Origin of the sequence: Massilia eburnea, from assembly GCF_009720745.1 — a bacterium.
GTDB classification, from domain to species: Bacteria; Pseudomonadota; Gammaproteobacteria; order Burkholderiales; family Burkholderiaceae_D; genus Rugamonas; species Rugamonas eburnea.
Genome location: NZ_WNKX01000014.1, coordinates 120,088 through 146,345, shown reverse-complemented (window position 1 = coordinate 146,345; position 26,258 = coordinate 120,088). Strand labels below are relative to the sequence as shown.

General features: G+C 62.3%; 25 protein-coding genes. 13 read left to right on the top strand and 12 right to left on the bottom strand.

The window, feature by feature from the left end:
• Positions 1 to 15: 15 nt before the first annotated feature.
• Together GM658_RS29670 and GM658_RS18400 are read right to left on the bottom strand one after the other, a co-directional pair.
• Positions 16 to 3,456, bottom strand: a complete 3,441-nt coding sequence (locus tag GM658_RS29670) for a bifunctional diguanylate cyclase/phosphodiesterase (protein WP_155455515.1) — start codon at positions 3,454 to 3,456, stop codon at positions 16 to 18.
• A 79-nt stretch (positions 3,457 to 3,535) separates the two neighbouring features.
• Positions 3,536 to 3,835 (bottom strand): DUF7709 family protein, encoded by a 300-nt coding sequence (locus GM658_RS18400; protein ID WP_211841893.1) that lies wholly within the window; start codon positions 3,833 to 3,835, stop codon positions 3,536 to 3,538.
• Positions 3,836 to 4,059: 224 nt separating this feature from the next.
• On the opposite strand from GM658_RS18400, the gene GM658_RS18395 reads away from it, so the two are divergent.
• Positions 4,060 to 6,090, top strand: coding sequence for a M3 family metallopeptidase (locus tag GM658_RS18395; protein WP_155455513.1), 2,031 nt, complete (start codon positions 4,060 to 4,062; stop codon positions 6,088 to 6,090).
• Here the strand turns inward: GM658_RS18395 and GM658_RS18390 are convergent.
• Both GM658_RS18390 and GM658_RS18385 read right to left on the bottom strand, forming a co-directional pair.
• Positions 6,087 to 7,445 (bottom strand): reverse transcriptase family protein, encoded by a 1,359-nt coding sequence (locus GM658_RS18390; protein WP_155455512.1) that lies wholly within the window; start codon positions 7,443 to 7,445, stop codon positions 6,087 to 6,089. The two genes, GM658_RS18395 and GM658_RS18390, sit on opposite strands and share 4 nt — an antisense overlap.
• Before the next feature lie 220 nt (positions 7,446 to 7,665).
• Positions 7,666 to 8,589 (bottom strand): DMT family transporter, encoded by a 924-nt coding sequence (locus tag GM658_RS18385; RefSeq protein ID WP_155455511.1) that lies wholly within the window; start codon positions 8,587 to 8,589, stop codon positions 7,666 to 7,668.
• Between the two features lie 111 nt (positions 8,590 to 8,700).
• Between GM658_RS18385 and GM658_RS18380 the strand changes: the two genes are divergently transcribed.
• Entirely contained in the window at positions 8,701 to 9,162 is a 462-nt protein-coding gene (locus GM658_RS18380; protein WP_155455510.1) for a cupin domain-containing protein, read from the top strand.
• A 9-nt stretch (positions 9,163 to 9,171) separates the two neighbouring features.
• Here the strand turns inward: GM658_RS18380 and GM658_RS18375 are convergent, their stop codons facing one another.
• The 3 genes from GM658_RS18375 to GM658_RS18365 form a co-directional block, all read right to left on the bottom strand.
• Positions 9,172 to 9,534 carry an HVO_A0114 family putative DNA-binding protein gene (locus tag GM658_RS18375; RefSeq protein WP_155455509.1) on the bottom strand — a complete coding sequence of 121 codons (363 nt, stop codon included), beginning with the start codon at positions 9,532 to 9,534 and terminating at the stop codon, positions 9,172 to 9,174.
• Positions 9,522 to 9,833 carry a toxin-antitoxin system TumE family protein gene (locus GM658_RS18370; protein ID WP_155455508.1) on the bottom strand — a complete coding sequence of 104 codons (312 nt, stop codon included), beginning with the start codon at positions 9,831 to 9,833 and terminating at the stop codon, positions 9,522 to 9,524. The genes GM658_RS18375 and GM658_RS18370 overlap by 13 nt, the downstream gene beginning before the upstream one ends.
• Positions 9,834 to 9,921: 88 nt before the next feature.
• On the bottom strand, positions 9,922 to 12,231 hold the full coding sequence (locus tag GM658_RS18365; RefSeq protein ID WP_155455507.1) for a UvrD-helicase domain-containing protein: 2,310 nt from the start codon (positions 12,229 to 12,231) through the stop codon (positions 9,922 to 9,924).
• A gap of 122 nt (positions 12,232 to 12,353) precedes the next feature.
• Here GM658_RS18365 and GM658_RS18360 point away from each other — a divergent pair, with 122 nt between their 5' ends.
• The 3 genes from GM658_RS18360 to GM658_RS18350 are packed head-to-tail and all read left to right on the top strand — an operon-like array spanning position 12,354 to position 13,662.
• Complete coding sequence (locus tag GM658_RS18360) at positions 12,354 to 12,731, top strand: hypothetical protein (RefSeq protein ID WP_155455506.1); 378 nt, start codon at positions 12,354 to 12,356, stop codon at positions 12,729 to 12,731.
• Positions 12,732 to 12,744: 13 nt separating this feature from the next.
• The gene (locus GM658_RS18355) at positions 12,745 to 13,176 is read left to right on the top strand and encodes a ribonuclease E inhibitor RraB (RefSeq protein WP_155455505.1); all 432 of its coding nucleotides are present in this window, start codon (positions 12,745 to 12,747) and stop codon (positions 13,174 to 13,176) included.
• A 42-nt stretch (positions 13,177 to 13,218) separates the two neighbouring features.
• Entirely contained in the window at positions 13,219 to 13,662 is a 444-nt protein-coding gene (locus GM658_RS18350) for a hypothetical protein (protein ID WP_155455504.1), read from the top strand.
• Here GM658_RS18350 and GM658_RS18345 read toward each other — a convergent pair.
• Genes GM658_RS18345 through GM658_RS18335 form a run of 3 tightly spaced genes read right to left on the bottom strand, consistent with a single transcriptional unit; the run spans position 13,614 to position 15,799 of the window.
• Positions 13,614 to 14,378, bottom strand: a complete 765-nt coding sequence (locus GM658_RS18345) for a BPSS1780 family membrane protein (RefSeq protein WP_155455503.1) — start codon at positions 14,376 to 14,378, stop codon at positions 13,614 to 13,616. The two genes, GM658_RS18350 and GM658_RS18345, sit on opposite strands and share 49 nt — an antisense overlap.
• Before the next feature lie 2 nt (positions 14,379 to 14,380).
• A complete protein-coding gene (locus GM658_RS18340; RefSeq protein WP_155455502.1) occupies positions 14,381 to 15,337 on the bottom strand; it encodes a homoserine kinase in 957 nt (318 codons plus the stop codon).
• A 36-nt stretch (positions 15,338 to 15,373) separates the two neighbouring features.
• Positions 15,374 to 15,799, bottom strand: coding sequence for a hypothetical protein (locus tag GM658_RS18335; protein WP_155455501.1), 426 nt, complete (start codon positions 15,797 to 15,799; stop codon positions 15,374 to 15,376).
• A 109-nt stretch (positions 15,800 to 15,908) separates the two neighbouring features.
• On the opposite strand from GM658_RS18335, the gene polA reads away from it, so the two are divergent.
• The 7 genes from polA (at position 15,909) to GM658_RS18300 (ending at position 24,105) form a co-directional block, all read left to right on the top strand.
• A complete protein-coding gene (polA, locus tag GM658_RS18330) occupies positions 15,909 to 18,671 on the top strand; it encodes a DNA polymerase I (protein ID WP_155455500.1) in 2,763 nt (920 codons plus the stop codon).
• Between the two features lie 159 nt (positions 18,672 to 18,830).
• Positions 18,831 to 19,574 (top strand): dienelactone hydrolase family protein, encoded by a 744-nt coding sequence (locus GM658_RS18325; protein WP_229416967.1) that lies wholly within the window; start codon positions 18,831 to 18,833, stop codon positions 19,572 to 19,574.
• Positions 19,575 to 19,683: 109 nt separating this feature from the next.
• The gene (locus GM658_RS18320; RefSeq protein WP_170298868.1) at positions 19,684 to 20,397 is read left to right on the top strand and encodes a ZIP family metal transporter; all 714 of its coding nucleotides are present in this window, start codon (positions 19,684 to 19,686) and stop codon (positions 20,395 to 20,397) included.
• Positions 20,398 to 20,450: 53 nt separating this feature from the next.
• Positions 20,451 to 21,053: a type VI secretion system-associated FHA domain protein TagH gene (gene tagH / locus GM658_RS18315; protein ID WP_155455497.1), complete on the top strand. Its 603-nt coding sequence runs from the start codon at positions 20,451 to 20,453 to the stop codon at positions 21,051 to 21,053.
• Positions 21,054 to 21,065: 12 nt separating this feature from the next.
• A complete protein-coding gene (locus GM658_RS18310) occupies positions 21,066 to 21,836 on the top strand; it encodes a PP2C family protein-serine/threonine phosphatase (RefSeq protein WP_155455496.1) in 771 nt (256 codons plus the stop codon).
• Positions 21,833 to 23,629, top strand: a complete 1,797-nt coding sequence (locus GM658_RS18305) for a serine/threonine-protein kinase (protein WP_155455495.1) — start codon at positions 21,833 to 21,835, stop codon at positions 23,627 to 23,629. The genes GM658_RS18310 and GM658_RS18305 overlap by 4 nt, the downstream gene beginning before the upstream one ends.
• A complete protein-coding gene (locus GM658_RS18300; RefSeq protein ID WP_155455494.1) occupies positions 23,626 to 24,105 on the top strand; it encodes a TssQ family T6SS-associated lipoprotein in 480 nt (159 codons plus the stop codon). The genes GM658_RS18305 and GM658_RS18300 overlap by 4 nt, the downstream gene beginning before the upstream one ends.
• Positions 24,106 to 24,108: 3 nt before the next feature.
• On the opposite strand, the gene GM658_RS18295 is transcribed toward GM658_RS18300, so the two are convergent.
• The gene (locus GM658_RS18295; RefSeq protein WP_155455493.1) at positions 24,109 to 24,294 is read right to left on the bottom strand and encodes a hypothetical protein; all 186 of its coding nucleotides are present in this window, start codon (positions 24,292 to 24,294) and stop codon (positions 24,109 to 24,111) included.
• A 164-nt stretch (positions 24,295 to 24,458) separates the two neighbouring features.
• On the opposite strand from GM658_RS18295, the gene GM658_RS18290 reads away from it, so the two are divergent.
• Positions 24,459 to 25,259: a UCP032817 domain-containing protein gene (locus GM658_RS18290; RefSeq protein WP_155455492.1), complete on the top strand. Its 801-nt coding sequence runs from the start codon at positions 24,459 to 24,461 to the stop codon at positions 25,257 to 25,259.
• 139 nt (positions 25,260 to 25,398) lie between these two features.
• Here the strand turns inward: GM658_RS18290 and GM658_RS18285 are convergent, their stop codons facing one another.
• On the bottom strand, positions 25,399 to 26,253 hold the full coding sequence (locus GM658_RS18285; protein ID WP_155455491.1) for a sulfurtransferase: 855 nt from the start codon (positions 26,251 to 26,253) through the stop codon (positions 25,399 to 25,401).
• Positions 26,254 to 26,258 lie beyond the last annotated feature (5 nt).

Sequence of the window (26,258 nt, the reverse complement as noted above, 5' to 3'; positions counted from 1 at the left end):
GGTACGTCCCCTTTTTCAGGCGCGCGCCAGCTGCTCCGGCTGCAGCAGGGCTTCGAATTGGGCCACTGGCAGCGGTGGCCCGAACAGGTAGCCCTGGAAGGCCAGGCAGCCCTGGCGCGCCAGATAGTTTTGCTGTTCCGCCGATTCCACCCCTTCGGCAATGGCTGACAGCCCCATGCTGCTGGCCAGTGTGAGGATGGTCTTGGTGATCGCGGCATCGTCGGTGTTGTGCAGGATGTCGCGCACGAAGGAGCGGTCAATCTTCAACTGGCTGAGCGGCAGGCGCTTGAGATAGGCCAGCGAGGAGTAGCCGGTGCCGAAATCGTCCAGCGAGATGCCGATGCCGGCGGCGGCCAGCAGCGACATCTTGGCGATTGATGCTTCCACGTCGTCCAGCAGCAAGCCCTCCGTCAATTCCAGCTTCAACAGGCGCGGCGATGCGCCGCTGCGTATCAGTGCTCCCATGACCTGTTGCACGAAGTCGGCCTGGTGGAACTGGCGCGGGCTGACGTTCACGGCCAGCTCCAGTGCCGCAGTGGCCGGCTGGCGCGACCATGCGACCAGCTGGGCGCAAGCCTGTTCCAGTACCCAGGCGCCGAGCGGCAAGATCAGCCCGGATGCCTCGGCGGCGGGGATGAACTGCATGGGCGCGACCATGCCGCGCGAGGGGTGCTGCCAGCGCAGCAGCGCCTCGGCGCCGGTGATGCGGCCTTGCGAGTCGACTTGCGGCTGGTAGTGCAGCATGAACTGCTGCAGCGACAGGCCCTGGCGCAGGTCGGCGTCCAGCGCGGCGCGCGCGCTCACGACGGTCTGCATGGCGGGGTCGAAGAAGCACATGGTGTTGCGGCCGGCTGCCTTGGCCTGGTACATCGCCAGGTCGGTCTGCTTGAGCAGGTCTTCCACGCTTTCCTGCTCGCCGCGGAAGACGGTGATGCCAACGCTGGAGGTGCAGCTGTGCTGGTGCGGGCCCATGACGTAAGGCTCGTTTTGCCGCGCCAGCAGCTTGGCGCCGATGGCGCGCGCCTGTTCGGCCGCCAGCTCCGTGTCGTCGGCCAGGTTCTCCAGCATGATCACGAATTCGTCGCCGCCCAGGCGCGCCACCGTGTCGCTCTCGCGCACGCAGCCGACAAAGCGGCGCGCGGCCTGTTGCAGCAGCAGGTCGCCGACATTGTGGCCCAGCGTGTCGTTCAGGTCCTTGAAGTTATCCAAGTCGATGAAGAGCAGGGCGCCGCATTGGCCGGTGCGGGCGCTGGCGGCCAGCGCGTGCTGCAGCCGGTCCATCAGGCAGCGCCGGTTCGGCAGCTGGGTGAGGAAGTCGAACAAGGCCAGGTTGCGGATTTCCTGCTCGGAGGCTTTGCGCTCGGTGATGTCGGTCAGCGCGCAGACGTGGTGGGTGATGCCGCCGGCGGCGTCGCGCACCGCCGTCACCACCAGCCAGCATGGGAAGCGTCCGCCGTTCTTGCGCTGCTGCCAGACTTCGCCTTGCCACGCGCCGTGCGCAGCCACGCCTTCCCAGATGCGCTGTTGCAGGGCGGCTTCGTCGCATACGGTCAATTCGCGGTCCAGCGCGTCGCGTTCGGAGTAGCCCGTGATGTCGGTGTAGGCGCGGTTGACGCGCAGGATCACGTGGCCGGCGTCGGTGATGGCCATGCCTTCCAGTGATTCGAAGGCGGTGGCGGCGACGCGCAGGTCGGCGTCGGCCTTCTGTTTTTCGCGCAGGTAGAGCGCAGTGGCGGTGGCGGCGGCCACCAGCATGCTGCCGGCGAATTCGATCAGGAGGAAAAGCCAGAAGCGCCGCGCGCCCTGGTGCAGCAGGGCCGGCAAGGGACGCGGCACGGTGACCGTCAACGTGCCGTCGGCCAGTGCGCGGCTGGCCGTCACGCTCGGCACCTTGGCGCCGGCGACGCGCGCTACCGCCGGCATGTCGGCGCTATCCCAGGCTTGCAGCGCCAGGCTGTCGAAACGTTCGCGCGCATAGCGCTGGCGCCGCTGTGCCGCCTCCAGCGCATGCACGTGTGCACCCGGCAGGGCCCGGTGGCGCAGGGCGGGATCGGTGGCGTAGATGATGACGCCATTGGCATCCGCAACCCAGGCTGGCGACTGGCCGGCCATCGCGGCCAGGCTGGCGGCATTCAGCTTGACCACGGCCACGCCGAGGAATCTGTCGCCGTCGCGGATAGCGTGGGCGTAATACAGTCCGCCTACCTTGCCGTCGCGGCTGACGCCATATTGCTGCCCGACCTGGCGGGCGCGCGCCTGGATGAAGTAGTCGCGGTCGGCGAAGCTGCGGCCCACATACAGCGGTGCGTCGGTGGCGGTGGCCAGGCTGGTGCCTGAGGCATCGAGCACGAACATGCTGTCGACCTTGAGTGCGCGCGCCATTTCCGCCAGCCGTTCGTTGGCGCTGGGCGTGTCGCGTCCTTGTAAGGCAATCTGGCGGATGCCGGGATCACGCGCCAGCATCAGTGCGAAGCCGCGCAGGCGGGCCGTGCTTTCTTCGATATTGCTGGCGACGTTGGCGGCCTGCTCCCGCGCCAGCTGCAATTCGTGCTGGTACAGTTCATCGGCCATGCGCTCCTGGAAGTAGCTGGCGCCGAGCCAAGCGATCACGGTCCAGCCCAGGACCAGCAGGCCAATCAGGCGGTACGAGCGTTCGAAGGTGAACAGGCGGCGTCTGCCGACATAGGTGGCGACGATGGTGACCACGATCAGCAGGCTGGTAAGCACCAGCACGGAGGCGGCCAGCGTACTTGGGCTGATATGCGCGGCGTCGGCGCCGTTGGCGCCTGCGGCATGGCCATCGCGCACGAAGTAGGCGGCCGCCATGGCGGTGTAATGCATGCAGGCCACGGCCAGGCCCAGGACCACGGAACTCCACAGCGGGGAAGCGGGGCGCCAGCGCCCCTGCAGGCGCTCCAGCCGGAACTTGAGCCACAGTGCGAGCGTCGCCATCGCCACCGCAACGACGATCGAGAGAAGGAACAGGCGCAAGTCGTATTGGATCATGCCGTCGAACTGCATCGCCGCCATGCCGGTGTAGTGCATGGCGCCGATACCCGCCCCCAGCAGGGCGCCTGCCAGGCAAAGCCTGGGCGTGTTCGGCGGCCCCTGGCTGATCACGTGCAGGGCAAGGGCGCTGGCCAGCATGCCGGGCACGGTGGACAGCAGCGTCATTCCCGCATCGTAGCTATTGGCGCAGGGCAGGGTGAAGGCCAGCATGCCGACGAAGTGCATGGCCCAGATGCCCAGTCCGAGGCAGCCGCCGCCTGCGGCCAGCCATCCCGCACGGCGCGCGCGGCTTCCGGCCGATGAGAGCAGCTGCGCAACAAGCAGCGCGGCATAGGAGGCGAAGATGGCAACCGCCACCGACAAGCTGACCAGTACGGGATCGTAGTGGCCAAGGTAAAGCACGCTGCTGTCGGGCGCGCCGAGGACGAGGATCAGGTAGTCGAACATTGCCACCCTTATGTTTGTGTTTTTCCGTGCGGACAGCCCTTTCCTCAATCTAGCAGAAAACGTTTCCCTCAGAAATTAACTACTTCAATGCAAGGTGGCGCGCCGCCAACATTCCAACCAGCCGCCGCCCTTCATTGCTTCCTGCAATCCACTCTTCCGGCGGGAACAGGTCGAACAGGCCGACCTTGGCCACAGTTGGAATGGCCGCTTCCAGTTGCCGCTCAATGTCGCCGCGCTCGCCGGCGTTGTACAGCGCGATATTGCGCAACATGGTGGCGACGGTACCCGTTTGGACTTTGCTGCCGTCCTTCAGCTGCACCAGCGGCAGCGACTCGCCATCGGCGAGAATTTTCTGATTGATTGATGCGAGGTCGTCCATCGTGGCTCCTTTGAATGAGATGTGTGACGCATAGTCGCATCGTTTTTCATGCATTCAAGGGCGCGTCCTGCAGCTTGTCGGTTTCACGACAAGATGTGGCGAGTTCGCTGTGCCGTTCTGCACAGCGGACCGTAGCTTTCAGGACGAATGTCACGACGGGCCGCTGCTGCGATGCTATATTGCCAATCCGGCTCAGCCGACCCATCACCATCCTGGAGACAAACATGGCGCGACACTTCAACCGCAAGCTCTTGCCCCTTTTGCTGTGCACGATGCTGGCCTCGACCGCGCAAGCCGCAGCGCGCAAGAACGATCCGCTGCACGCCTGGGCCGGTGGCGATGATCCGGCGAGGCTGGAGCAATGGGTGAATGAACGCCTGGCGGCCGAGCAGGCCAGCATCGGCAAGCTGCTGGCTGTGAAGGGAAAGCGCAGCGTCGCCAACACGCTGGCGGCATATGACGAAGCGCAGAACCAGCTGGCGCTGGCCGGCAACGGCGCCAACCTTCTGTTCACGGTTGGCCGCACAGCCGAGGTGCGCAACAAGGCGCAGGCGCTGACCGAGAAAATCTCCAGCGCCGCGACGGATCTGGCTTTGAACCGCAAGGTCTACGATGCGCTCGCCGCCGTGCCGCTGCCATCCAACGATCCGGCCAGCCGCCGCTACCTGGAATACACACTGCTCGAATATCGCCTGGCAGGAGTGAACCAGGACGAAGCCAAGCGCGCTGAAATCCACGCACTGCAAGACAAGATCACTTCGCTCTCGCTGGCCTTCGCGCGCAGCGTGCAGGATGGCACGCAGACCATCACGGCGACGCGCGAAGAACTGGACGGCCTGCCGGACGACTTCATCGCACGCCACAAACCCGGTGCGGACGGCAAGTACGCCTTCAACACCGACGAGCCGGATCGCGGCCCGATCAATTCTTTTGCAAAGAGCGCGGACCTGCGCCACCGCATGTACATCGCCTACAACACGCGCGCCTATCCGGCCAACAAACAGGTGCTGCTTGATTTGCTGTCGACGCGCCAGAAACTGGCGGGTATCCTCGGCTTCTCCAATTTCGCCGAACTGGCCACCGCCGACCAGATGACCGGCAGCGCCGCCGCCGTGCACAAGCTGCTGGATGACATCGATGCCGCCTCGCGCGAGGCCAAGGACAAGGAATACGCCCAGCTGCTGGCCTTTGTGAAAACGAAGGAGCCTGGCGCGACCGCTATTTCGGCTGCCGATTCCGGTTACTGGTCCGAACAATTCCGCCGCCAGCAATTCACCTTCGACGCCCAGTCCGTACGGCCATACTTCCCCTACGAGCAGGTGGAGGCGGGCATTCTCGACACGGCCGCAAAGATCTTCCACGTCCAGTTCAGGCCTGTGAAGAACGCCGAAGTGTGGCATCCATCGGTAACGGTGTTCGACGTCATGGATGGCGGCAAGCGCGTTGGCCGGATTTACCTCGACATGCATCCGCGCGAAGGCAAGGATAAATGGTTTTCTGCCTCGCCGGTGGTGCCCGGCATTCGCGGCAAGCAGGTTCCGGAAGGCCGGCTGACCTGTAACTTCTCAGGCGGCATCCCTTCTGATCCGGGCCTGATGCAGTATGGCGAAGTGGTGACCTTCTTCCATGAATTCGGCCACCTGATGCACCATATCCTGGGCAGCCAGAACCGCTGGTCGCAGCAGGGCGGCTTCAACGTGGAAGGCGATTTCGTCGAAGCGCCGTCGCAAATGCTGGAGGAATTCTTCCGCAGCTACGACGTGCTTTCTACTTTCGCCAAGCATTACCAGACCGGGGCGGTCATTCCGAAAGACGTGGTGGCGCGCATGAACGCCGCCAATGCCTTTGGACGCGGCGGCTGGGCACAAGGCCAGCTGTTCTACTCGACGCTGTCGCTGAACACGCACGACCGGCCGGCTGCCGATGTCGACCTCGACGCGCAACTGCACCAGGTGTGGAACCGCTTCATGCCTTACACCTTCGTGGACGGCAACCGTTTCTACACCACTTTCACGCACCTGACCGGCTATTCGTCGAACTATTACACCTATGCGCTGGACAAGGTGATTGCAATCGACATGTTCGCGCGCTTCGACAAGGAGCATCCGCTCGGAGGCAGCGCCGCGGCTGACTATCGCAAATACGTGATCGACCCGGGCGCCACCAAGCCTGCAGCGCAGCTGGTGCAGGACTTCCTGGGGCGTCCGCAGAATATCGATGCGTTCAAGACCTGGCTGGGCGAGGAATTCAATTAATCCGCCCACTCAATGGTTTCGAACAGCCGCTGCAACTTGACTGCGCGATTCGCATTGAGCATCTTCACATAAGAGATACGGCCGGCGAGATGGGCGCGGAAGCTCGGGTGGCGGTGACGGTTCTGCGACGCCGGCCCATGGCGTACGCAATTCGTCAGGATCGCCTTGAGCAAGTCATACTCGCCGCGTGCAAGGTTGGGGTGGGAATTCACCACAACGCCTGCCACCTCCTGCCTGGTCCCTTTGCGCATCACGCGGGTCTTGCGGGTGTTGATGCGAAAGCCTTCTTCAAGGGCGATCGCCGCAACCTGGATATGGAAGCGGTCTGCGGCCCGCGCGAGATCCGGACCGCCTGAGAACGCCAGGTCGTCGGCATAGCGGCTGTAGGAAGCGCCAAGCGATTGCGCCAGCGATGCGAGCCGTATATCGAGACGGTAGGCGCTCAGGTTGGCCAATGCGGGCGAGCAGGGTGACCCTTGCGGCAAATGGGGCGATTGCAGTGCCTGACGCTCGCTCCAAGGCAGCGAGCCACCTGTTTGCTTGTCCCGGAAGATGCCGCGAGGCGCACGGTTGACGCACATCCTTGCCAGCGTTCCGGCGACGCTTGGCGGGTAGCCCAGCTTCTCAAACAAGGCATGGATGCGCGACGCCTGAATGCTCGGGAAAAAATCCTTCAGGTCCATGCGGATGATGACGTTCTTCCCAGCGTGAAGCGCTGCATGCGTGACGCTGGAATGGCCGTGCCGGAAGCCATGCGCGCACGGATGCGGAGGCGCAAGATCCAGTATCTGGCGTAAGATTTTATGCTGGATGCGGCGCAGCCGTGCCTTCGGTATTTCGATCAGGCGCAGCCCGCCGCCGCGCTTTGGAACCCAGCGATAATGGTAGTGCTGCAGGCGTGATTGCTCATCACCGGCAAGCCGCCATTGGTCTGCCAACCATGCCAGTGCGCCGACCGGCTCATTCAGCCAGCCTGCGAGGTCGCCTACCGTTTTGAGTTCGGGAAGGGCAAGTGAAGCCAGCCACGCTGGCTTTGGCGGTCTTATTGGCTGGTTGAGGCAATAGCGCCGTACAGCCGGCAATTCGATCAATGGCGGCGACGGCTCGTCGTCGCCATCCTCGAAGTCGTCGAACCGGCGCCCCGTGAGAAGCAGCAGGATATGCGCCAGCTCATGCCGGCTGAAGTAGTGAAAATTGTCCCCGGTCCGTTCGATGAGTGCGGCGCAAATCGTCGCCGACCATGGCTGGGGCGAGTCGAATACGCGATGGCATGCCGCGACCAGGCTTGCCATGCTGCCGTCCGTGGCCAGCATCATGTCGGCAAGTGCAAGCGCGGTGAGCTTTTCGGTATTCATTCGTCGTGGATGGAGCGGAGAGCCTTCAACGAGTCTCGTGATGCGTGAGCATGTTTGCGTGGAACGCAATGGCGCTCATGCGGCGAAATGCAGATCAATCAACATCCCACGGGGTAGCCCCGCAGAGGCGTGCCCTGCACGCGGCAGGGACAGGCCGGCTTGAAGGATCCGCCCCGCCGACACAGTAGGTGAAATTTATCTAAACGTCAACGTCCCGCGCTTAAAGCAGTTTGATGACTGCCACGCCCGCAAGCAGCAGCACGACACCCGCCAGCCGCAGCGGCGAGACTGCGCGCTTGGGCAATCGGAACCAGCCGTGACGGTCGACGAAGACGGAAGCCACTTGCTGGCCAGCGACTGTCAGGCCCACCGCCGCCGATGCGCCGATGACTGGAATGGCAGTGAACACAGTGGTGACATAAATCGCTCCGGCGAAGCCGCCCAGCCAGCCCCACCAGGGCATAGCCGGCAAGCCTTGCAGCGTCGGCGCGGGCGTGCGAAGGATCGCGGCGGAGAACAGCAAGGTCGCAGCCATCGCCAGCGTGGCGACGAGGAAGCTCACCGCGCCAACGACGAAGGGCGCGCCGAGATCATGCCGCAGCAGGCCATTGACGACGCCTTGCACCGGCAGCACCGCGCCAGCCAGCAGCGCCAGGACAATCCATCCAGCCTTGCCCGCAACCGGCTGCGATTGCTGGCCAGCCTGGCCTTTCACGATGATCGCCGCGCCTGCGAGGATTGCCAGCATGCCGAGCGCCAGCGGGACGTTGATTGCGCGCGGCGCGCCACCGGCCAGGCCGCCGACGTCAAGCGCAAATGATGCAAGCATCTGACCCGCGATGAAAAGGCCGACCGACACGATCGCGCCGAGGCGCGGAAAAAGCAGGATCGTGGAAACAACGTAAAAGGCGCTCGCCACGCCGCCAATGGCATGCCACCAAGGTACACTAGGCAGGGAGGCCAGCGCGGTCAGCGTACCGGTGGCCAGGGCGAGCGTCAGCAGCGCGAGCGTTCCGACCGACAGCTGCAGGGTCGTTGCCGCGAAGGGGCTGCCGGTTGCCTTGGACAGCTGTGCGTTGGCGCCCGCTTGCACTGCCAGTAGGCCGCCGGCGAGGAGTGATGCGGGGATCAGTAGGGTTTCCATTTGCTCGGCTCCATGGGGATGATCAATGGCCACCAATGTAGGCTATGCTTCCTTGCATTGATATTCCCAATTATCGCGTTTGGCTTATGCAAAAATGCAGGAGGTATCGGGATGCCGATCATTCGTACATCGCAAAGACAGGTCGAAGAGATTGAGAGCGGGAACCGCGAGGAATGGATTAGCGAGCCGGGCGCGCTGACGCAGTTTGGCGCGTTCGTTCACGTCCTGATGCCCGGCACCAGGTCGTCGATCAAACACTGGCACGAGTCGGAAGATGAATTTGTGTACGTGCTCGAGGGCGAGTTGACAGTGGTCGAAGGCGCGGCCGAGCATGTGCTTGGCCCGGGCGATGCGGCGACCTTCCCCGCGGCGCATCCAGTAGGCCACTATCTCTGGAACCAGAGCGCCACCGCCGTTCGCTGCCTGGTCATCGGAACGCGTGCGCAAAAAGACCGCATTACATACCCCGACCACGACCGGGTACTGCACAGGGACAGGTCGCAGGAAGACGACTTTTGGACCGACACATCCGGCAACCCGGCCGACGATCCATACAAACATTGGTCGCCGTAACGGATCGAGTCAGGCTTCCGAAGCGAGCTGAGGAATTGGTTCGAAAACGATTGTTTTGGCCACTGATTGCACGATGCCATCTTCGAATGTGACGATATCGGCTTTGGCAAGCATGCGAACGTCTTGTTCGATCTCATCCTTGTTGCGTCGCTGACGAATGGCGAGCTCGTCAATTGAACCTGGGCCGCGCAATATTTCAGCCAGCAATTCTCTTCTGGATGGCGTGAAGAGAGCAAGTAAGTCTTCCGGGTCTTCGAAGCTGCGAATACAGCTTTCCTCTAAAGGGAACCCTTGATCGACCTTTTGGGCGATTTCATTGCCTCGCGCGAGAAACTCCTCCACGCTTTCAAGCCGTACAATCATTTTATCCATTGCCGCCTTCCCTCCAGCAACGCTTCCACCTCACGCGCGAAGCGCACTTCAATGTCCGGGAAACTGATGAAATTCACGTGCTCGGTGTGCCCCTGAAAGTGGCGGTGATGTTCGCCGTGGGAATTGTCATAGCCGATGACGCGGCCGTTATCTTGCTGGCAAAGTTCCTGGTTGATGTAAGCCAGGTTGTAGTGTGTAACGGTCCCGAGAGCATCTAGCCAGACTTCGCGGCGAAGAATTCCATTTCCTCGCTTTTTAGGAATGATACTTCTTTCGTTGATAGTTCTCTTGGCACACATAAAGCAATCGTGTCACGTGATTGCTCAACATACTTCGATCTAGCTCAATCATCGGGCGGAAATGCGAACATTTCCGCCCGCAGCGGGATCAGAGTCGTTCCAGCTTGGCGACCGAGAGGTCGAGCACCTTCATGCCGAAGGAGCCGAAGTTGATTTGCGCGCGGCAGTTGGCGCCGCTGCCTTCGAGGTTGACGATGACGCCTTCGCCGAACTTGGCATGCGCCACCGACTCGCCGATGCGCCAGCCACCGGATGCGCCGGAGCGTTCGTTCATGCGCGCGGCCAGGCGGTTGTCCGCGCTTGGCACAGAAGGCATTTCATCCCAGGCCGATTTGCGCGAGCCGGTGCTGAACCAGTTGTTCTGCTGCACACGCGCGGTCAGCCACTTGAGCGATTCCTCCGGCAGCTCGTCAAAGAAGCGCGACTTCATGTTGTAGCGCGTCTGGCCGTGCAGCATGCGGGTCTGGCAGAAGGCCATGTACAGGCGCTTGCGGGCGCGTGTGATCGCCACGTACATCAGGCGACGCTCTTCTTCCACCCCGCCTTCTTCCTTCGAGCTGCTCTCGTGCGGGAACAGGCCTTCTTCCAGGCCGGTGATGAAGACGTTGTCGAATTCCAGGCCCTTGGCCGAGTGCACCGTCATCAGCTGCAATGCATCCTGGCCTTCCTGCGCCTGGTTGTCGCCCGCTTCCAGCGAAGCGTGCGAGAGGAATGCCGATAGCGGCGACATCACGGTCGCCAGCGGGGCATCGGCATCAATGATTTCCACGCCATCGGCCACCACCACTTGCGCGCCCGCCGCAGCCGAAGCTTGCGGGCCGAGGTGGGCAGGTGCTCCTTGTCCGAAGCCTTCTTCGGACACAAACTGGGTGGCGGCGCTGACCATCTGCTCCAAGTTCTCGACGCGGTCGGCGCCTTCCTTCTCGTTCGCGTAATGCTGCAGCAGGCCGGAAGAATCCAGCGTGATTTTCACCAGTTCAGGCAGTGCCAGTTGCTGCGTTTCGAAACGCACGCCTTCAATCAGCTTGGTGAAGGCGGCCAGCGAACTGCCTGCCTTGCCGACCATATAAGGAACGGCCGCGTACAGCGAGCAGTTATAAGTGGCCGCGGCGTTCTGCAATTGCTCGATCGAGCGCGCACCGATGCCGCGCGCCGGGAAATTCACCACACGCAGGAAGGCCGAATCGTTGTGCGGATTGTCCATCAGCTGCAGGTAAGCGATGGCGTGCTTGACCTCAGCGCGCTGGAAGTAGCGCAGGCCGCCGTACACGTGGTAAGGCATGCCGGCCGAGAACAGCGCATGTTCAATCACGCGCGATTGCGCGTTGGAGCGGTACAGGATCGCAATCTCCCGCCGCAGGGCGCCTTCTGCGATCAGCGACTTGGCTTCCTCAATGATCCACTGCGCTTCCTGCAAGTCCGAACTGGCCTCGTAGACGCGCACCGGCTCACCGTGGCCCGCGTCGGTGCGCAGGTTCTTGCCCAGGCGGCGGCTGTTATTTGCGATCAGCATATTGGCCGCATCCAGGATGTGGCCATGCGAGCGGTAGTTCTGTTCCAGCTTGATCAGGTTCTGCACCCGGAATTCGCTTTCGAAGGCCTGCATATTGCCCACGTTGGCGCCGCGGAAGGCGTAGATGCTCTGGTCATCGTCGCCCACGGCGAACAACGCCCCGCCGTAGGGCGAGCCATGGCCGGCCATCAGCTTCAGCCAGGCATATTGCAGGTTGTTCGTATCCTGGAACTCGTCGACCAGAATGTGGCGGAAGCGCTGCTGGTAATGCTGGCGCAGCGGTTCGTTACGCGACAACAGTTCGTAGGTGCGCAGCAGCAGCTCAGCGAAGTCGACCACGCCTTCACGCTGGCACTGGTCGTCGTACAGCTGGTACAGCTCGACCAGTTTGCGCTCCAGCGCGTCGTAGGCCTCCACCTGCGAGGCGCGCAAGCCCTGGTCTTTGTTGTTGTTGATGAAGTACATCACCTGCTTAGGCGGAAACTTCTCATCATCGATATTGTTCGCCTTGAGCAGGCGTTTGATCATCGACAGCTGGTCTTGCGAATCGAGGATCTGGAAAGTCTGCGGCAGCGCCGCATCCTTGTAGTGGGTACGCAGCAGTCGGTTGCACAGGCCGTGGAAAGTGCCAATCCACATGCCGCGTGTATTGATCGGCAACATGGTGCTCAGGCGGGTGAGCATTTCCTTCGCCGCCTTATTGGTAAAGGTCACCGCCAGCACGCCGGCCGGGGAGACCTGGCCAGTCTGGATCAGCCACGCGATACGGGTGGTCAGCACGCGCGTCTTGCCCGATCCGGCGCCGGCCAGGATCAGGGCATTTTGCGGTGGCAGGGTGACTGCTGCGAGTTGTTCGGGATTGAGGTTGTGGAGGAGATTTTGCATCCCGCCATTATACCGGCGGAGCGCTGGTGCGGCCTGGCCAGGCCATTTGCTTCAGGCGGGTCCCGGCGTCATAATATGGTTTCAAAATGGCAATAAAATGCCGAATTTATACTAGGGGCCTTATGCATCTGCTTCGCATCGCAATCCAATGGTCATTGTTGTCGGTCTTAGTTTGCTCAACCAGCTTAGCGGCGTCAGCGACGCCGAAAAGCGATAAGGAAATGCTCAAATGCGAATCCGGGCCAATCAATAAGACATTCGGAAAAACAGGCTGGCTTGTTTACGGTTGTGCCGATGGGCGTTCAATCGTCGTCGTCTCGGCCCCTGGCAATCCAGCATTTCCCTTCTATTTCATGGTTTCCCCGGGGGAAAATGGCTATGACGTTGTCGGTGAAGGCACAGGCAGCAAAGATGCTACGTCAATGGCTTTTGATGATTTGAAGACACATTCGGACGCAGCAATAAAAGCTCTCGTCGCTGAAGCTAGCGATCGCAAGTAATAGAAGAGTTGTCATGAATTCTGCAAACCGTTTTATTGCTGTCCTTCTCGCAGGGCTTTTCTTGACTCAATCGGCCGACGCTCAGCCTGGGGGAACTCGGGAAGAGTTGAAGTGGATGTATGCGAACATTTCTAAGAAAACGAAATGGGACATGTCCAAAGACATGTTGTGGGGATACTTCTTTACTAATCGATCGCGGGCGCCACTCGATATTGCTGCGAAGGATCTCTCTCTCGCCGGCTATCGCGTCGTCAACGTGCACTTGTCCGACAAGGAGGATTCCGCTGCCCCTGATCTTTGGTGGCTTCATGTAGAGCGTATTGAAACGCACTCCATCGATAGTCTGCTTAAGCGTAACGCCGAGCTGGCGGAATTCGCGAAGGCTCATCACTTGGCTTCCTACGATGGGATGGATGTTGGCCCAGTTGGTGAAGTGAAGAAATGAAGACCTTTCAGTTGGACTACCTCGCCGGAGACTTGAACTCCGATGAATGCTCGATTCGATAACGCATCCTATGAAGAGCTGTGCGCGCAGATTGACGCTTTGTGCGAGCAAAAGGATTCGCCCGAATTCAAATCCGCGCTAAGTCAGTTGGAGAAATTCGCAGAAGCAGGTTCCGCCGATGCTGCTGAGTTCTTGGCAGAACTACTGGCCTATGACGGTTGCTGCCATGACGCAGCAAGAGCTTATAAGTGGTATTTCGTTTCCTTGTCATCGCAAGGCTATAGCACTGAGTTCAACGATCGGAATGGCTCACCGGCTCATTACCGCGGTCCTGTTGGCGACTTTCGAAACGAGTCGATGGTCAGCGACCTGGTCACCAGATTAGGGTTTGAAAAGGTCTTATGCCTGGATCAAGAAGCAAGAGAATGGCTCTTGCTTTACTCTTTGGCGGCAGGCACTTCCGGCTCGCCGAAAATAGTGCGGTAGGCGGCGTAGACCGAACACTGGAAAATCATCGCGATCACCATCAGCAGCGATTGCACGATCGCCATGCCCAGCAGGGTTTTGCCGAGTAGGAGAAGCACGACCTGGGTCAGCAGCATCACAATCATCATCCAGCCCACGAAGAACAGCAGGAAAGCGCGCAGCGCACGCCAAACGGCGAAGAAGCTGAAGAACAGGGATTTGCCCACACCCATCTGCTGCCAGAAGATCAGCGGCGCAGCGAACAGCATCGCCATGCTCGCCGGCAGCGAGAGCAGGAACACCACCAGCATCGCCAGGCCGAAGTTGCCGTTGGCTGCAGCAGCTTCCGGCGCCAGCTGCTGTTCGGCTAGTTGGCGCAGGGTGTCGCCGCCAACGACGGCGCCAAAGATCAGGGCCATCGCCGCAAGCGCCAGCATGAACAGGGTACCCAGGCCGACCAGGCGCGGGAAGATCGGTTTCTGGAAGATCGGCCGCAGCATTTCCGGCGTCAGGCTTTGCTGGCGGTCGGCCGTCGCACAAGCCTGCACGAACACCGCCGTGAATACCGGTGTCAGCACGATCGGCAGGATCTGGCCCAGCAGGGGAATGAAGCCCAGCACCAGACCCGCCACCAGGTAAGCCAGCATCAACAGCATCAGCCCGCCGGGCTGTTTGCGGAAGATGGTGAAGCCTTCGCGGATCCAGGCGACGCCTGTGCTGGCGGGGATGTTACTCATTTTTAATACAACTCCGGTGCCGGAACGGCAATGCGTGTGCGCAGGATGCGCTCAAAGTGGGTAGGGTCGTGCGGCGTCAGCATTTCGGCTGCGCGCGGCAGGTGCAGGTCGTACAGGCGCGACAGCCAGAAACGCAAGGCGCCGGCGCGCAGCATGGCCGGCCACAGCGAGTGTTCGGCGGCCGTGAACGGACGCACTGCGTGGTAGGCGTCGAGCATGGCGCGCACGCGCGCTTCGTCCAGCGCGCCGGTGGCAAGGTCGATACACCAGTCGTTGACGGTCACTGCGACATCGAACAGCCAGGTATCGCAGCCGGCGAAGTAGAAGTCGAAGAAGCCGGTCAGGCGTTCGCCATCAAACATCACGTTATCGCGGAACAGGTCGGCGTGCACCGGGCCGCGCTGCAGCGCGTGGTAGTCGGCGGAAGCGTGCAGGGCTTCCTGGAATTTCATTTCCTCGTGCAGCAGGTGGGCTTGTTCCAGCGCTATGTGCGGCAGCACGGCGGCGGTGGCTTCGCGCCACCAGGGCAGGGCGCGCAGGTTGGGCTGCTTGAGCGCGAAGTCCTGGCCGGCCAGGTGCATGCGCGCCAGCATGCCGCCCACCGCGGCGCAATGCACGGGCTGCGGCGCCATCTGCGGCTTGCCTTCGAGCTTGGAGACGATGGCGGCCGGCTTGCCGTGCAGCGGCACGCACAGCTCGCCCTTGTCGTTGGCGACCGGGGCCGGCACCAGCACGCCGTGTTCGGCCAGGTGCCGCATCAGCTGCAGGTAGAACGGCAGCTGCTGGAAGGTGAGGTTTTCAAAAATCGTGAGTACGTACTCGCCGCGCTCTGTTGTCAGGAAAAAGTTGCTGTTTTCGATGCCGGACGCGATACCTTTCAGCGCGACGGCTTTGCCAAGGGGGAATTGCGAAATCCAATGGCCGACATCTTCCAGTGTGACCGGGGTAAAAACTGCCATGAGAAACCAGGTTAAATGTTCGTTCGGGGCGCGCGCTTACTTGGTCGGCGCGGCCGGCTGGGATGGCATCGCAGGAGGCGGCGGGCCGTCCTCCTTGTCCGCCTCCTCGGCAGAGCGTTTCTTCTTCTTGCTGAGGACGTCGAACTCAAACACGGTCCACTGCGGGCCACGATTGGCCATGCCGGCGGCGTCGCCGGGCAGTGCACTGCCAACCGGGGTATTCGGCTTGACGGTATATGTGCTTCCGCCGCTGGTGACCTTGGCTTCGGTCACGCGGCCGCCATCGCGCTTTTCCACAATCTTGGTTTGCGGGCTCGGTTTCGAGCTCACCGTCACCGGGTTGTCCACTTCTTCGATCTGTTCCAGCTTTTGCGGCTGTTGTTGGGGCGGGGCCGATTGTGCGGCGGCGCCGGTAGCCAACAGGACGAGGGGGAGGGCAATCCAGGAAATTGGGGCGCTCATGATGGGATTTCGTTCAATTTATTGGTTTGACCATTGTATCAAAAGCCCTCCTGTCCCGTTGTAAAACTCTGCGATAATGGAATATTGAGATTTACACCACATCCCTGCTATGCAAAAGACCCTGTTGCTGGTCGATGGTTCCAGCTATCTGTATCGTGCCTTCCACGCCTTGCCTGACCTGCGCAGTGCTGAAGGCCATCCTACCGGCGCCATGCACGGCATGGTCAATATGCTGCGCCGCCTGCGCGCCGATTTCCCGGCCGCCTATATCGCCTGCGTCTTCGACGCCAAGGGCAAGACCTTCCGCGACGATATGTACCCGGACTATAAGGCGACCCGTGCGCCGATGCCGGACGACCTGCGCCTGCAGATCGAGCCTATCCATGAGGCGGTGCGCGCCATGGGCTGGCCGATCCTGATGGTGGAAGGCGTGGAAGCGGACGACGTGCTGGGGACCCTGTCGGTGCAGGCCGAGCAGGCTGGCATGGACGTGGTGATTTCCACCGGCGACAAGGACCTGGCGCAGCTGGTCACGCCAAAGGTCATGCTGATCAACACAATGACCAACGAAAAACTGGACGAGGCGGGCGTGCTGGCCAAGTTCGGCGTGCCACCAAACCGCATCATCGATTACCTGACCCTGATCGGCGATACCGTCGACAACGTGCCGGGCGTGGCCAAGTGCGGCCCGAAAACCGCGCTGAAATGGCTGCAGGAATACGGCAGCCTCGATGGCATCATGCAGAACGCCGACAAGATCGGCGGCGTGGTGGGGGGCAACCTGCGCGCAGCACTGGAGTGGCTGCCGAAGGGCCGCGAACTGATCACCGTCAAGTGCGATTGCGACCTGTCGGCCCATATGATGTCGATTTCCGAGTCGCTTGGCGCCAAGGATGAAGACCGCGAGCAGCTGATTGCCTTCTTTACCAAGTACGGCTTCAAGACGCTGCTGCGCGAGTTGTCTGGACTGACTCCGGCAGCTCCGCCTGCGGGCAGCCCTGCCGCCGCCCGCGCTGCCGAACCGGCGCCAGGCGCCACCGCCGATTTGTTCGCCGCGCCACCGGCCACCATCAGCTACGAGACCGTGCTCACCGAGGAGCAGCTGGACGCCTGGATCGCGCGCATCGATGCCGCCGAACTGACCGCGCTCGATACCGAAACCACTTCGCTGGAACCGATGCTGGCGGAGATGGTCGGCATTTCGCTGTCCACCGAGCCGGGCATTGCCTGCTATATCCCGCTGGCGCACCGCTATCCCGGCGCACCGGAGCAGCTGCAGCGCGACCGGGTGCTGTCCAAGCTCAAGCCATGGCTGGAGAACGGCGGCAAGCCTAAGCTGGGCCAGAACCTGAAGTACGATGCGCACGTCTTTGCCAACCACGGCGTGACCCTGCGCGGGATCGTCCACGACACTCTCCTGCAGTCGTATGTGTTCGAATCGCACCGGACCCACGACATGGACAGCCTGGCGCTGCGCCACCTGAACCACAAGACCATCGCTTACGAGGAAGTGTGCGGCAAAGGGGCCAGCCAGATCGGTTTCGACCAGGTTGAAATCGGCCGCGCCACCGAATACGCGGCGGAAGATGCCGACATCACGCTGCGACTGCACCTGGCCATGCACGGCCAGGTCTCCGGCGACGAGGGCCTGACCCGCATCTACAGCAAGATCGAGCTGCCGACTGCCGTGGTGCTGCAGAAGATCGAACGCAATGGCGTACTGATTGATGCAGCGCTCCTGGCGACCCAGTCCAATGAACTGGGCGCACGCATCCTGGAGCTGGAACAGAAGGCTTACGAACTGGCGGGGCAGCCGTTCAACCTTGGCTCGCCGAAGCAGATCGGCGAAATCTTCTTCACCAAGCTGGAACTGCCGGTCGTGAAAAAGACGCCAAGCGGCGCGCCATCGACCGACGAGGAGGTGCTGCAAAAACTGGCGGAAGACTATCCTCTGCCGAAAGTGCTGCTGGAATACCGCGGCATGGCCAAGCTCAAGTCGACGTATACCGACAAGCTGCCGAAGATGATCAACCAGCTGACTGGCCGTGTTCACACCAACTATGCGCAAGCAGTGGCGATCACGGGCCGCCTGGCTTCCAACGATCCTAACCTGCAGAACATTCCGGTGCGTACAGCCGAAGGGCGCCGCATTCGCGAAGCCTTCATTGCGCCGCCCGGTTCGCACATCGTGTCGGCCGACTATTCGCAGATCGAGTTGCGCATCATGGCCCATATTTCGGGCGACGAGGCGATGCTGCGCGCTTTCCACGAAGGCGAGGACATTCACCGTGCCACGGCTGCCGAAATCTTTGGCGTGCCCCCGTCCGAGGTGCAGCCGGAGCAGCGCCGTTATGCCAAGGTAATCAACTTTGGCCTGATCTACGGCATGAGCGCGTTCGGGCTGGCTGCCAACTTGGGCATCGACCGCACGGCGGCGCAGAACTACATCGACCGCTATTTCGCACGCTTCGCTGGCGTGAAACGCTATATGGACGAGACCCGGGCGGAAGCGAAGGCGCAGGGGTTTGTGCAGACTGTCTTCGGCCGCCGTCTGTGGCTGCCGGAGATCAATTCGCCGAACGGCCCGCGCCGCCAAGGCGCGGAGCGTGCGGCCATTAACGCGCCGATGCAGGGCACGGCGGCGGACCTGATCAAGCTGGCGATGATTGCGGTGCAGGATTGGATTGAGCGCGAAGGCTTGGCTTCTAAGATGATCATGCAGGTACACGACGAACTGGTGCTCGAAGTGCCGGATGCTGAGCTGGAACTGGTGAAGGACATGCTGCCGAAGCTGATGGCGGGCGTGGCGGAGCTCAAAGTGCCGCTGGTGGCCGAAGTGGGGGTTGGCTGCAACTGGGAAGAGGCGCACTGAACCCCGTCTGTTCGCCGGCCAATGAATCTGGAATCATCCAAGGCCGTTGAGCAGGCGGGTCTGACCCTTGGGTCAGACCCTGGTTTACCGGGTTTAAAAGGCCAATTTTTGTCACTACTGACAAATTTTGGCACTCCCCTCAGACAAAGCTTGTCAACAATGATCACCCGCACCATCCACATCGACGTGGCCGGCCAGCAGCTCCCGGTCTACCTGGCCCACCCCGAAGGCAAGTCCAGCCTGCCGACGATACTTGTCATTTCCGAAATCTTCGGCATCCACGACTACATCATCAGCGTAGCGAACCGCCTGGCCGAAGCAGGTTACCTGGCCCTCGCGCCAGACCTGTTCATCCGCCAAGGCGACCCGAGCCGCGAGCCCACCGTCGCCGCCCTGATGTCCAACATCGTCCGCAAAACCCCCGACGCGCAAGTGATGGCCGACCTCGATGCAGTAGTAGAGTGGGCGCACACTTACGGCGCCGAAACCCGCCGCCTCGGCATTACCGGTTTCTGCTACGGCGGCCGCATCACCTGGCTCTACAGTCACCACAATCCGCAGGTGAAGGCCGGCGTCGCCTGGTACGGCCGCCTGGCCGGCGCGCCGACCAAAGGATGGCCAACGCTGCCAGTGGAAATCGCCACCGCGCTGAAAACCCCGGTGCTAGGCCTGTATGGTGGCAAGGATGAGCACATCCCGCTCGATACAGTGGAACAGATGCGCGCCGCCCTTGCCCAAGGGCAGAGCAAGTCGCAGATCCACGTCTACCCCGACGCCCAACACGGTTTCCATGCCGACTACCGCCCCAGCTACCATCCGCAGGCGGCGCAGGACGGCTGGCAGCGCGCCCTGGACTGGTTCCGGGCCAACGGCGTGGCCCAAGTTAGCGGAAAATGCAGCTGAACGGTAAAATGCACGGTTTGCATGCAAAGGAAGCACCATCGACCCCGTCCTGACCTCCATCCTGCTGGCCACCACGATTGCCGGCGTTGCCAGCATTACGGCAGCGGCGGTGTTTTCGTTCGCCCTGCTGTCGAAAGTGGTGGAGAAAATGGTCAGCCTGTCGGTCGGCATCATGCTGTCCACCTCCCTGCTGCACGCGCTGCCGGAAGCGTTTGAGTCGGGCACCGACCCGCGCCACCTGTTCGGCGCCCTGCTGGCCGGCCTGCTGGCCTTTTTCCTGCTCGAAAAGCTGGCCATCCTGCGCCACTCGCACCACCACGAACACGACGGCCACCATCATCACCATGGCCACGACAAGGCCGAAGCAGGCCGCGCCGGCTGGATGATCCTGCTGGGCGACGGCATGCACAATTTCACCGACGGCATCCTGATCGCGGCGGCTTTCCTGGCCAATCCGCAACTGGGCATCGTCACCGGCGTCGCCATCATCGCCCACGAGATCCCGCAGGAGATCGGCGACTTCATCGTGCTGCTGAACGCCGGCTTCTCGCGCACCCGCGCCTACGTCTACAACCTGCTGTGCAGCCTGCTCGCCGTGGCGGGCGGCCTGCTCGGTTATTACACGCTGGACAAGGCCACCAACCTGATTCCCTTCGTGCTGGTATTCGCCTCCTCGGGCTTCATTTACATCGCGGTGAGCGACCTGATGCCGCAAATGCAGCGCCGCGCCACCATGCGTGAAACCATTCCACAAGTTTTACTTATAGCATTAGGTGTTGTAATTGTGCTATTCTTGACCGGAAGCGCGCACGATAGCCATTAATCAGTTTCCGATTGGCATCATTTTTGCTATGGTAGGGGGATAGGAGACCCCCGATGCTCGAAACTTCGACCGAAAACCATACCGCCGAGACCCTGATGGCCGCTTTCCAGCGCGGCGCAGGGGTGCAACCCAACTGGCAACTCACGCCAGAATTCATGGAAATGCTGGGCAAGCTGGTAGCCACCTCGATTGGCGGAGCCCACAGTCTGCTGGGAAATCGAGCTGAACTCAAACGCGACATCCACGCCGATGCAACCGTGGTGGTGGTGCGCAATAACAATCCCCTGAAATTCCTGCCTGACAGCCTGGCCGCCAAGACCCAGATGCTGCGCAAGAAAATGCCTGGCTTTATGGGCCCGGTGGAAGCGCTGGAAGACGCCTTCGCCGACCTGGCCGCGCATCAGAAGTGCGTCAAGGCCGGCATGGAAGGCGCCGTGGCGGAAGCCCTGAAGCGCCTGGCGCCGGAAACCCTCGCTGCCCGCCATCGCGCCAGCCCGCTGACCGCGATGCTGCCGCCGCTGCGCAAGGCGGCGCTGTGGGACCACTACTGCGAAAAGCACGCGGCCCTGGCCAAGGCCACAAGCGCCGACTTCCACGCATCGCTGGGCGACGCCTTCCTCGCCGCCTACGAACGCAAGCTGGATACATTGGAGTAAGGAGTAGCACCCATGGCCGATATGCCCCAGCGCATTGCGCTCAACGTCGCGGAGGTGTCCTCCGTCGGCGGACGTGCGTCCAACCAGGATGCCATTGGCCGCGCCGAACGCGGCGAACTGGCCTGCTTCGTCATTTCGGACGGCGCCGGCGGCCATGAAGGCGGCGAGGTCGCGGCGCAAACGGTGGTGCAATCGGTCTTGAGCAATTTCGGCGAGCGGCCGGCCTTCAGCGCCGACGCCACGCCGGCCATGGTGGCCGAGGCGGCCATCGCCGTGGCCCGCAGCAAGAGGGCGCGCCCATCGCTGCAAGGCATGAGCGCCACCGTGGCGCTGGCCCTGGTGGACCGCGCCGGCGCGCAAGCGACATGGGCGCACATGGGCGACACTCGCATCTACCTGTTCCGCGCCGGCCGCCTGTTGCAGGCCACGCGCGATCACAGCATGGTGCAGCAAATGATCGACGCCGGCCTGGCAGCAGGCGCCGATCCGCGCAGCCATCCCAAGCGCAATGTGCTGTATGCTGCTATTGGCACCGAAAATGAAGTGCCTCCTTCTGTGCAACCTCCGCTGGCCCTGCGCGCCGGCGATGCAATCCTGATCTGCACCGACGGCCTGTGGGAATGGGTCGCCGAGCCGCAGATGGAATTGCTGCTGGCGAAAGCGGGCAGCGCGCAAGAATGGCTGGCTGCGATCTGCGCCCTGGCCGACGAGCGCGCGGGCCTGGTGCACAAGGCTCGGGACAACTACAGCGCGCAGGCTATCTTTATTGGTGACGCTTCATGAACAAAGCAGCTGAGTTGATCAACCTGCCAAATTGCCTGCCGATTGGCACCCGCATCTCAGAATTCGAAATCCGCCAGGTGATCGGGGAGGGCGGCTTCGGCATCGTCTATCTCGCTTTCGACCACTCGCTGCAGCGTACCGTGGCGATCAAGGAATACATGCCATCTGCGCTCGCTGCGCGTTCGACCGAGCACACCGTGTCCGTGCGCTCCAAGCGCCATGCGGAGGCGTTTGAAGCGGGCCTGCGCAGCTTTATCAACGAAGCGCGCCTGCTGGCGCAGTTCGACCATCCTGCGCTGGTCAAGGTGTACCGTTTCTGGGAGCAGCACGGCACGGCCTATATGGTGATGCGCTATTACGAAGGCCGCACCCTGAAGTCGGTATTGCGCGACAACCCGGAACTGGTGAACGAGGCCTGGCTGAAACGCCTGCTGAAACCAATCCTGAGCGCGCTGGATAAGCTGTATGCCGCCAGCATCCTGCACCGCGATGTCTCGCCCGAGAACATCATGATCCAGCCGGACGGCAAACCCGTGCTGCTCGATTTCGGCGCCGCGCGCCAGATCGTGCAGGACATGGCGCAGTCGCTGACCGTGATCCTGAAGCCTGGCTTTGCACCGGTCGAACAGTACGCGGACGACGAGTCGATGCGCCAGGGGCCGTGGACCGATATCTATTCGCTGTCGGCGGTGATGTACGCCGCCATTACCGGCAAGGCTCCGCCGGCCGCCGTGGCGCGCATGCTGAATGATCCGATCGAACCGCTGGCGATCAGCGGGCGCGAAGGCTACGGCACCCAGTTCCTGGAAGCGATTGACCGTGGCATGGCTGTCAGGCCGGAAATCCGTCCGCAGACCATCGCCGAATTCGCCATCCTGCTGGGACTTGAAGGCGTGCGCCAATCGCGCAGTTCGTCGAAATCGTCGTCGGCCAGTGCGGCCCCTGTTGCTGCCGGAGCCGCAGCGCCTGCGGCTGCTGCACCGGCAAGCGACAAGGCAGACAAGCCTGCTCGCGCCGCTGATGTAGAGGCGCCGGCGCCAGCTCCGGACGGGACCCAAGGCAGCAGTGCCGACAAGGCCGCGCCGCTTGCAGCCGATGCCGACAAGCGTGCCAGCCGCAGCAAAGCCGACGCCAAGCCGGTAAAGCCAGCCAGGCAGGCTGCATCAGCTGCTGCCGCGGGGGTAATTGCGGTCCGCGCACGGCCATCGAACACCGTGATCGGCGCCGGCGTCGCCGCGCTGGCGCTGCTGGTTGGCGGCATCGCGTGGTTCGCTGATGGCAGTCCCGTCGCTCCCGCCGCAACCCAAGTCGCGAGCGCGGAAGCGCAACTGGCAAGCCAGTCCGCCAGCGCGTCTGCAGCTGCCTCGGAGGGCGCCGGTGCAGCGCAGGCCGCTGCAGGCAGCGCAGTGGGCACTGTGCCGGCGCAAGCCCCGGTTGCGGCCAATGCCACGGCGCCGCAACAAGCTGCCGCAGCTTCCGCGCCTGCGACCGCATCCACCGCAAAAGCAGCGGCGGGCGGACCTGCCGCGTCGGCCGGTGTCCCGAATACCGCGACGGCCGCCGCAGAACCAAGTGCACCTACTAGCGGAACCGTCTCGATTGCCGTCCAGCCGTGGGCTACAATCTACGTCGACGGCGTCCAGAAAGGCATCACACCGCCTTTGAAGAAACTGACGCTGCCGCTGGGCGAACATGAAATTCGCCTGGAGAATCCCAACTTCCCAGTCTTCGTCCACAAAGTAACTGTCGACGCCAGGAAGCCCGTGACCATTAAACACGACTTCGGAGCATGAAGAGAAAGCTCGTATTGATTGCAGCCGCGCTGGCATTGGCCGGCTGCGAAATCCTGGAACCGCATAAGCAAGAGCCAGCGCAAACCCATGCCGTGGCATCGAAGCCTGCAACCCCGGTGCAAGCCAAGACTAATACGCCTGTTGTGCCGCCTGCGCCGCCCGAGCTGACGCCAGCAAGCAAAGCGCTGAACGCTGGCATCGAGATGTACAAGGCGGGCAATTTCAACGGCGCGATCAAGCAGCTCACCACTGCGCCGGAACTGGCCAAGGCTGAAACGCCGCTGCAGCTGGAAGCGATCAAGTACACGGCGTTCAGCTACTGCGTCACCAACCGCACCACGCTGTGCCGCCAGCAATTCATCAAGGCGTTCAAGCTGGATCCCGACTTCGACCTGAGCCCGGGCGAAAAAGGGCATCCGCTCTGGACACCGTCCTTCGAGCGGGCGCGCAAGGAAGCTGGAAAGAAGAAAAAGTAAGGTTCAGTGAACCACCTGCAGCGTCGGCGTATGGCGCAGCAGGTTCATGATTTCCTCATCGCGGAAGCCATTTTGTTTAAGGAAGATCCATGCGTGGATGCTGCCCGCTTCCACATTGATGCGCATGGCAATCTGGACAATGTCCTGTGAGCCGAAGTCCGTAGCCGCCGGCTCTGTTCTGGTTTTCATAATTTTGCCCTCGCAACAAGCTCGTTATCCCCGACGAACTCTCAAGAACATAGTCACACTTTCTCCCCCAAATTTCCAATGGAAACCGAGCTGATGCGGCAAGCACACCACGTTGTAATACACTTGTCACAATCTTTTCATAGGCTGGCATCATGATCTCGACAATGTTGAAAACTTGGTACGCGCAACGCATCATGCAGCGTTCCCGGCACAGCAAAGCGCTCAAGGACTTACCGCCTAGCCTTTACGATTACTGGAAAAGCAGCGCACGCAACGAATATCACGGCATCCCGGCGGATGCCGTTTTTTTTGCCCGCGCCACGATCGGCCTGCTCGACTTCTTCGAATGCGCCGCGCAAGGCAAGGGCGCATGCGCCTTGCCCTCCAAGGCGGCCGACTCGGTGTGGCACGCCTGGCTGCGCTTATCGCCGCTCAAGCTGGAAGTCTTCTGCCGTAAGCACTTTGGCCGCACGGTGCCCCATGTGGAAGGTGAAACGATGGGCGGCAACCTGGATGAAGCACTGGCAGTGTGCCTGGTGCGGGCACGCCAGGCCGAGGGCCTGCACCGCGAAGGCCCGCGCCTGCCGTCGCTTTTCTTGTTGGACAAGAAGTTAAAAATGCCGTTTGGCTTCGGCTACGCCGTGAAGCGTGGCCAACCCGGCTATAGCCAGCTGGACGCGTCCGGGCGCTTCGATCCGATGATCAGTTGTCCGCCGCAGATGGCCGCAGCCGGCCTGCTGGGCGCCGGCCTGATCACCGCAGCCCAGTTCAACGACTTTGAAGAGCGCGCCCGCCGCCTGGCAGCGACCAGCAGCGACGGCAGCAGCGGCAGCGCCTGCGGCTCAGGCTGCGGCAGCTCCATAGACTGCGGCGACTCCTCCAGCAGCTGCGACAGCAGCGGAAGCAGTTGCGGCAGCAGCTGTGGCAGTAGTTGCGGAAGCAGCTGCGGCGGAGGCGGCGACTAACAGCCCATGGCAGAGCCCGTGTCCCACCATGGGGTCACACCCGAAATGAGACACGAGCTCTGCCAATGCTCGTGGACGAGCCCGTGTCCCGTTTCGGGTGTGACCCCAGGGTGGGACACGGGCTGGGCTGTATGAGGACTTAGGCGGGGCCGGTGGCGATGGGGCGTGAGGGGGCGGCGCTCCATTCGGACCACGAGCCGGGGTACAGCGCTGCGCCGGACAGGCCGGCGACTTCCAGTGCCAGCAGGTTGTGACAGGCGGTGACGCCGGAGCCGCATTGCATCACGGCCTTTTCCGGTGCGCCGACAATGGCGGATAACTCTTGCTTGAGCGCGGCGGCTTCCTTCATCCGGCCGTCTGCTTGCAGGTTGTCTTTGAAGAAGCGGTTGCGCGCGCCCGGAATGTGGCCGCCGACGGGGTCGATGGTTTCGTTCTCGCCGCGGAAGCGGTCGTTGGCGCGGGCGTCGATCACTTGCAGGCGCTTGCTGTCCAGGTTTTCCACCAGCTCGCCTACCGATACGGTGCGTACCAGCGATGGCTTGTCAGTGAGGTTGCCGTGCGTGCGCGGCAAAGCCGGTGTTAGCAGCGGCAGGCCGGCGGCATTCCACGCTGCCAGGCCGCCATCCAGCACGGCGACCGCGCCATGGCCGACCCAGCGCAGCAGCCACCACAGGCGCGCCGCGAACATGCCGCCGTGCGCGTCGTAGGCGATGACTTGCGAGTCGTCGCTGATGCCCCAGGCGCGCAGCGTTTCAATCAGCGTTGCGCGGTCCGGCAACGGGTGGCGGCCGCGGAACACGCCGTCGGCGCCAACTTTGGGCCCCGACAGGTCGGTGTCGATATTGGCGAATTGGGCGCCCTCGATGTGGCCTTCGGCGAAGGCGTTGCGGCCGAAGTCGGGGTTCATCAGGTCGTGGCGGCAATCGAGGATGACCCATTTCGGGTCGTCCAGGTGCTGCGAAAGGGTGTTGGCGTCGATCAGGGTGGTGAACATGCGTG

What these genes read in the sequence shown, in the direction of transcription:
- GM658_RS29670 (WP_155455515.1), bottom strand. Translation starts at nt 3,456, where the DNA reads ATGTTCGACTACCTGATCCTCGTCCTCGGCGCGCCCGACAGCAGCGTG.
- GM658_RS18400 (WP_211841893.1), bottom strand. Translation starts at nt 3,835, where the DNA reads ATGGACGACCTCGCATCAATCAATCAGAAAATTCTCGCCGATGGCGAG.
- GM658_RS18395 (WP_155455513.1), top strand. Translation starts at nt 4,060, where the DNA reads ATGGCGCGACACTTCAACCGCAAGCTCTTGCCCCTTTTGCTGTGCACG.
- GM658_RS18390 (WP_155455512.1), bottom strand. Translation starts at nt 7,445, where the DNA reads ATGAATACCGAAAAGCTCACCGCGCTTGCACTTGCCGACATGATGCTG.
- GM658_RS18385 (WP_155455511.1), bottom strand. Translation starts at nt 8,589, where the DNA reads ATGGAAACCCTACTGATCCCCGCATCACTCCTCGCCGGCGGCCTACTG.
- GM658_RS18380 (WP_155455510.1), top strand. Translation starts at nt 8,701, where the DNA reads ATGCCGATCATTCGTACATCGCAAAGACAGGTCGAAGAGATTGAGAGC.
- GM658_RS18375 (WP_155455509.1), bottom strand. Translation starts at nt 9,534, where the DNA reads ATGGATAAAATGATTGTACGGCTTGAAAGCGTGGAGGAGTTTCTCGCG.
- GM658_RS18370 (WP_155455508.1), bottom strand. Translation starts at nt 9,833, where the DNA reads ATGTGTGCCAAGAGAACTATCAACGAAAGAAGTATCATTCCTAAAAAG.
- GM658_RS18365 (WP_155455507.1), bottom strand. Translation starts at nt 12,231, where the DNA reads ATGCAAAATCTCCTCCACAACCTCAATCCCGAACAACTCGCAGCAGTC.
- GM658_RS18360 (WP_155455506.1), top strand. Translation starts at nt 12,354, where the DNA reads ATGCATCTGCTTCGCATCGCAATCCAATGGTCATTGTTGTCGGTCTTA.
- GM658_RS18355 (WP_155455505.1), top strand. Translation starts at nt 12,745, where the DNA reads ATGAATTCTGCAAACCGTTTTATTGCTGTCCTTCTCGCAGGGCTTTTC.
- GM658_RS18350 (WP_155455504.1), top strand. Translation starts at nt 13,219, where the DNA reads ATGAATGCTCGATTCGATAACGCATCCTATGAAGAGCTGTGCGCGCAG.
- GM658_RS18345 (WP_155455503.1), bottom strand. Translation starts at nt 14,378, where the DNA reads ATGAGTAACATCCCCGCCAGCACAGGCGTCGCCTGGATCCGCGAAGGC.
- GM658_RS18340 (WP_155455502.1), bottom strand. Translation starts at nt 15,337, where the DNA reads ATGGCAGTTTTTACCCCGGTCACACTGGAAGATGTCGGCCATTGGATT.
- GM658_RS18335 (WP_155455501.1), bottom strand. Translation starts at nt 15,799, where the DNA reads ATGAGCGCCCCAATTTCCTGGATTGCCCTCCCCCTCGTCCTGTTGGCT.
- polA (WP_155455500.1), top strand. Translation starts at nt 15,909, where the DNA reads ATGCAAAAGACCCTGTTGCTGGTCGATGGTTCCAGCTATCTGTATCGT.
- GM658_RS18325 (WP_229416967.1), top strand. Translation starts at nt 18,831, where the DNA reads ATGATCACCCGCACCATCCACATCGACGTGGCCGGCCAGCAGCTCCCG.
- tagH (WP_155455497.1), top strand. Translation starts at nt 20,451, where the DNA reads ATGCTCGAAACTTCGACCGAAAACCATACCGCCGAGACCCTGATGGCC.
- GM658_RS18310 (WP_155455496.1), top strand. Translation starts at nt 21,066, where the DNA reads ATGGCCGATATGCCCCAGCGCATTGCGCTCAACGTCGCGGAGGTGTCC.
- GM658_RS18305 (WP_155455495.1), top strand. Translation starts at nt 21,833, where the DNA reads ATGAACAAAGCAGCTGAGTTGATCAACCTGCCAAATTGCCTGCCGATT.
- GM658_RS18300 (WP_155455494.1), top strand. Translation starts at nt 23,626, where the DNA reads ATGAAGAGAAAGCTCGTATTGATTGCAGCCGCGCTGGCATTGGCCGGC.
- GM658_RS18295 (WP_155455493.1), bottom strand. Translation starts at nt 24,294, where the DNA reads ATGAAAACCAGAACAGAGCCGGCGGCTACGGACTTCGGCTCACAGGAC.
- GM658_RS18290 (WP_155455492.1), top strand. Translation starts at nt 24,459, where the DNA reads ATGTTGAAAACTTGGTACGCGCAACGCATCATGCAGCGTTCCCGGCAC.
- GM658_RS18285 (WP_155455491.1), bottom strand. Translation starts at nt 26,253, where the DNA reads ATGTTCACCACCCTGATCGACGCCAACACCCTTTCGCAGCACCTGGAC.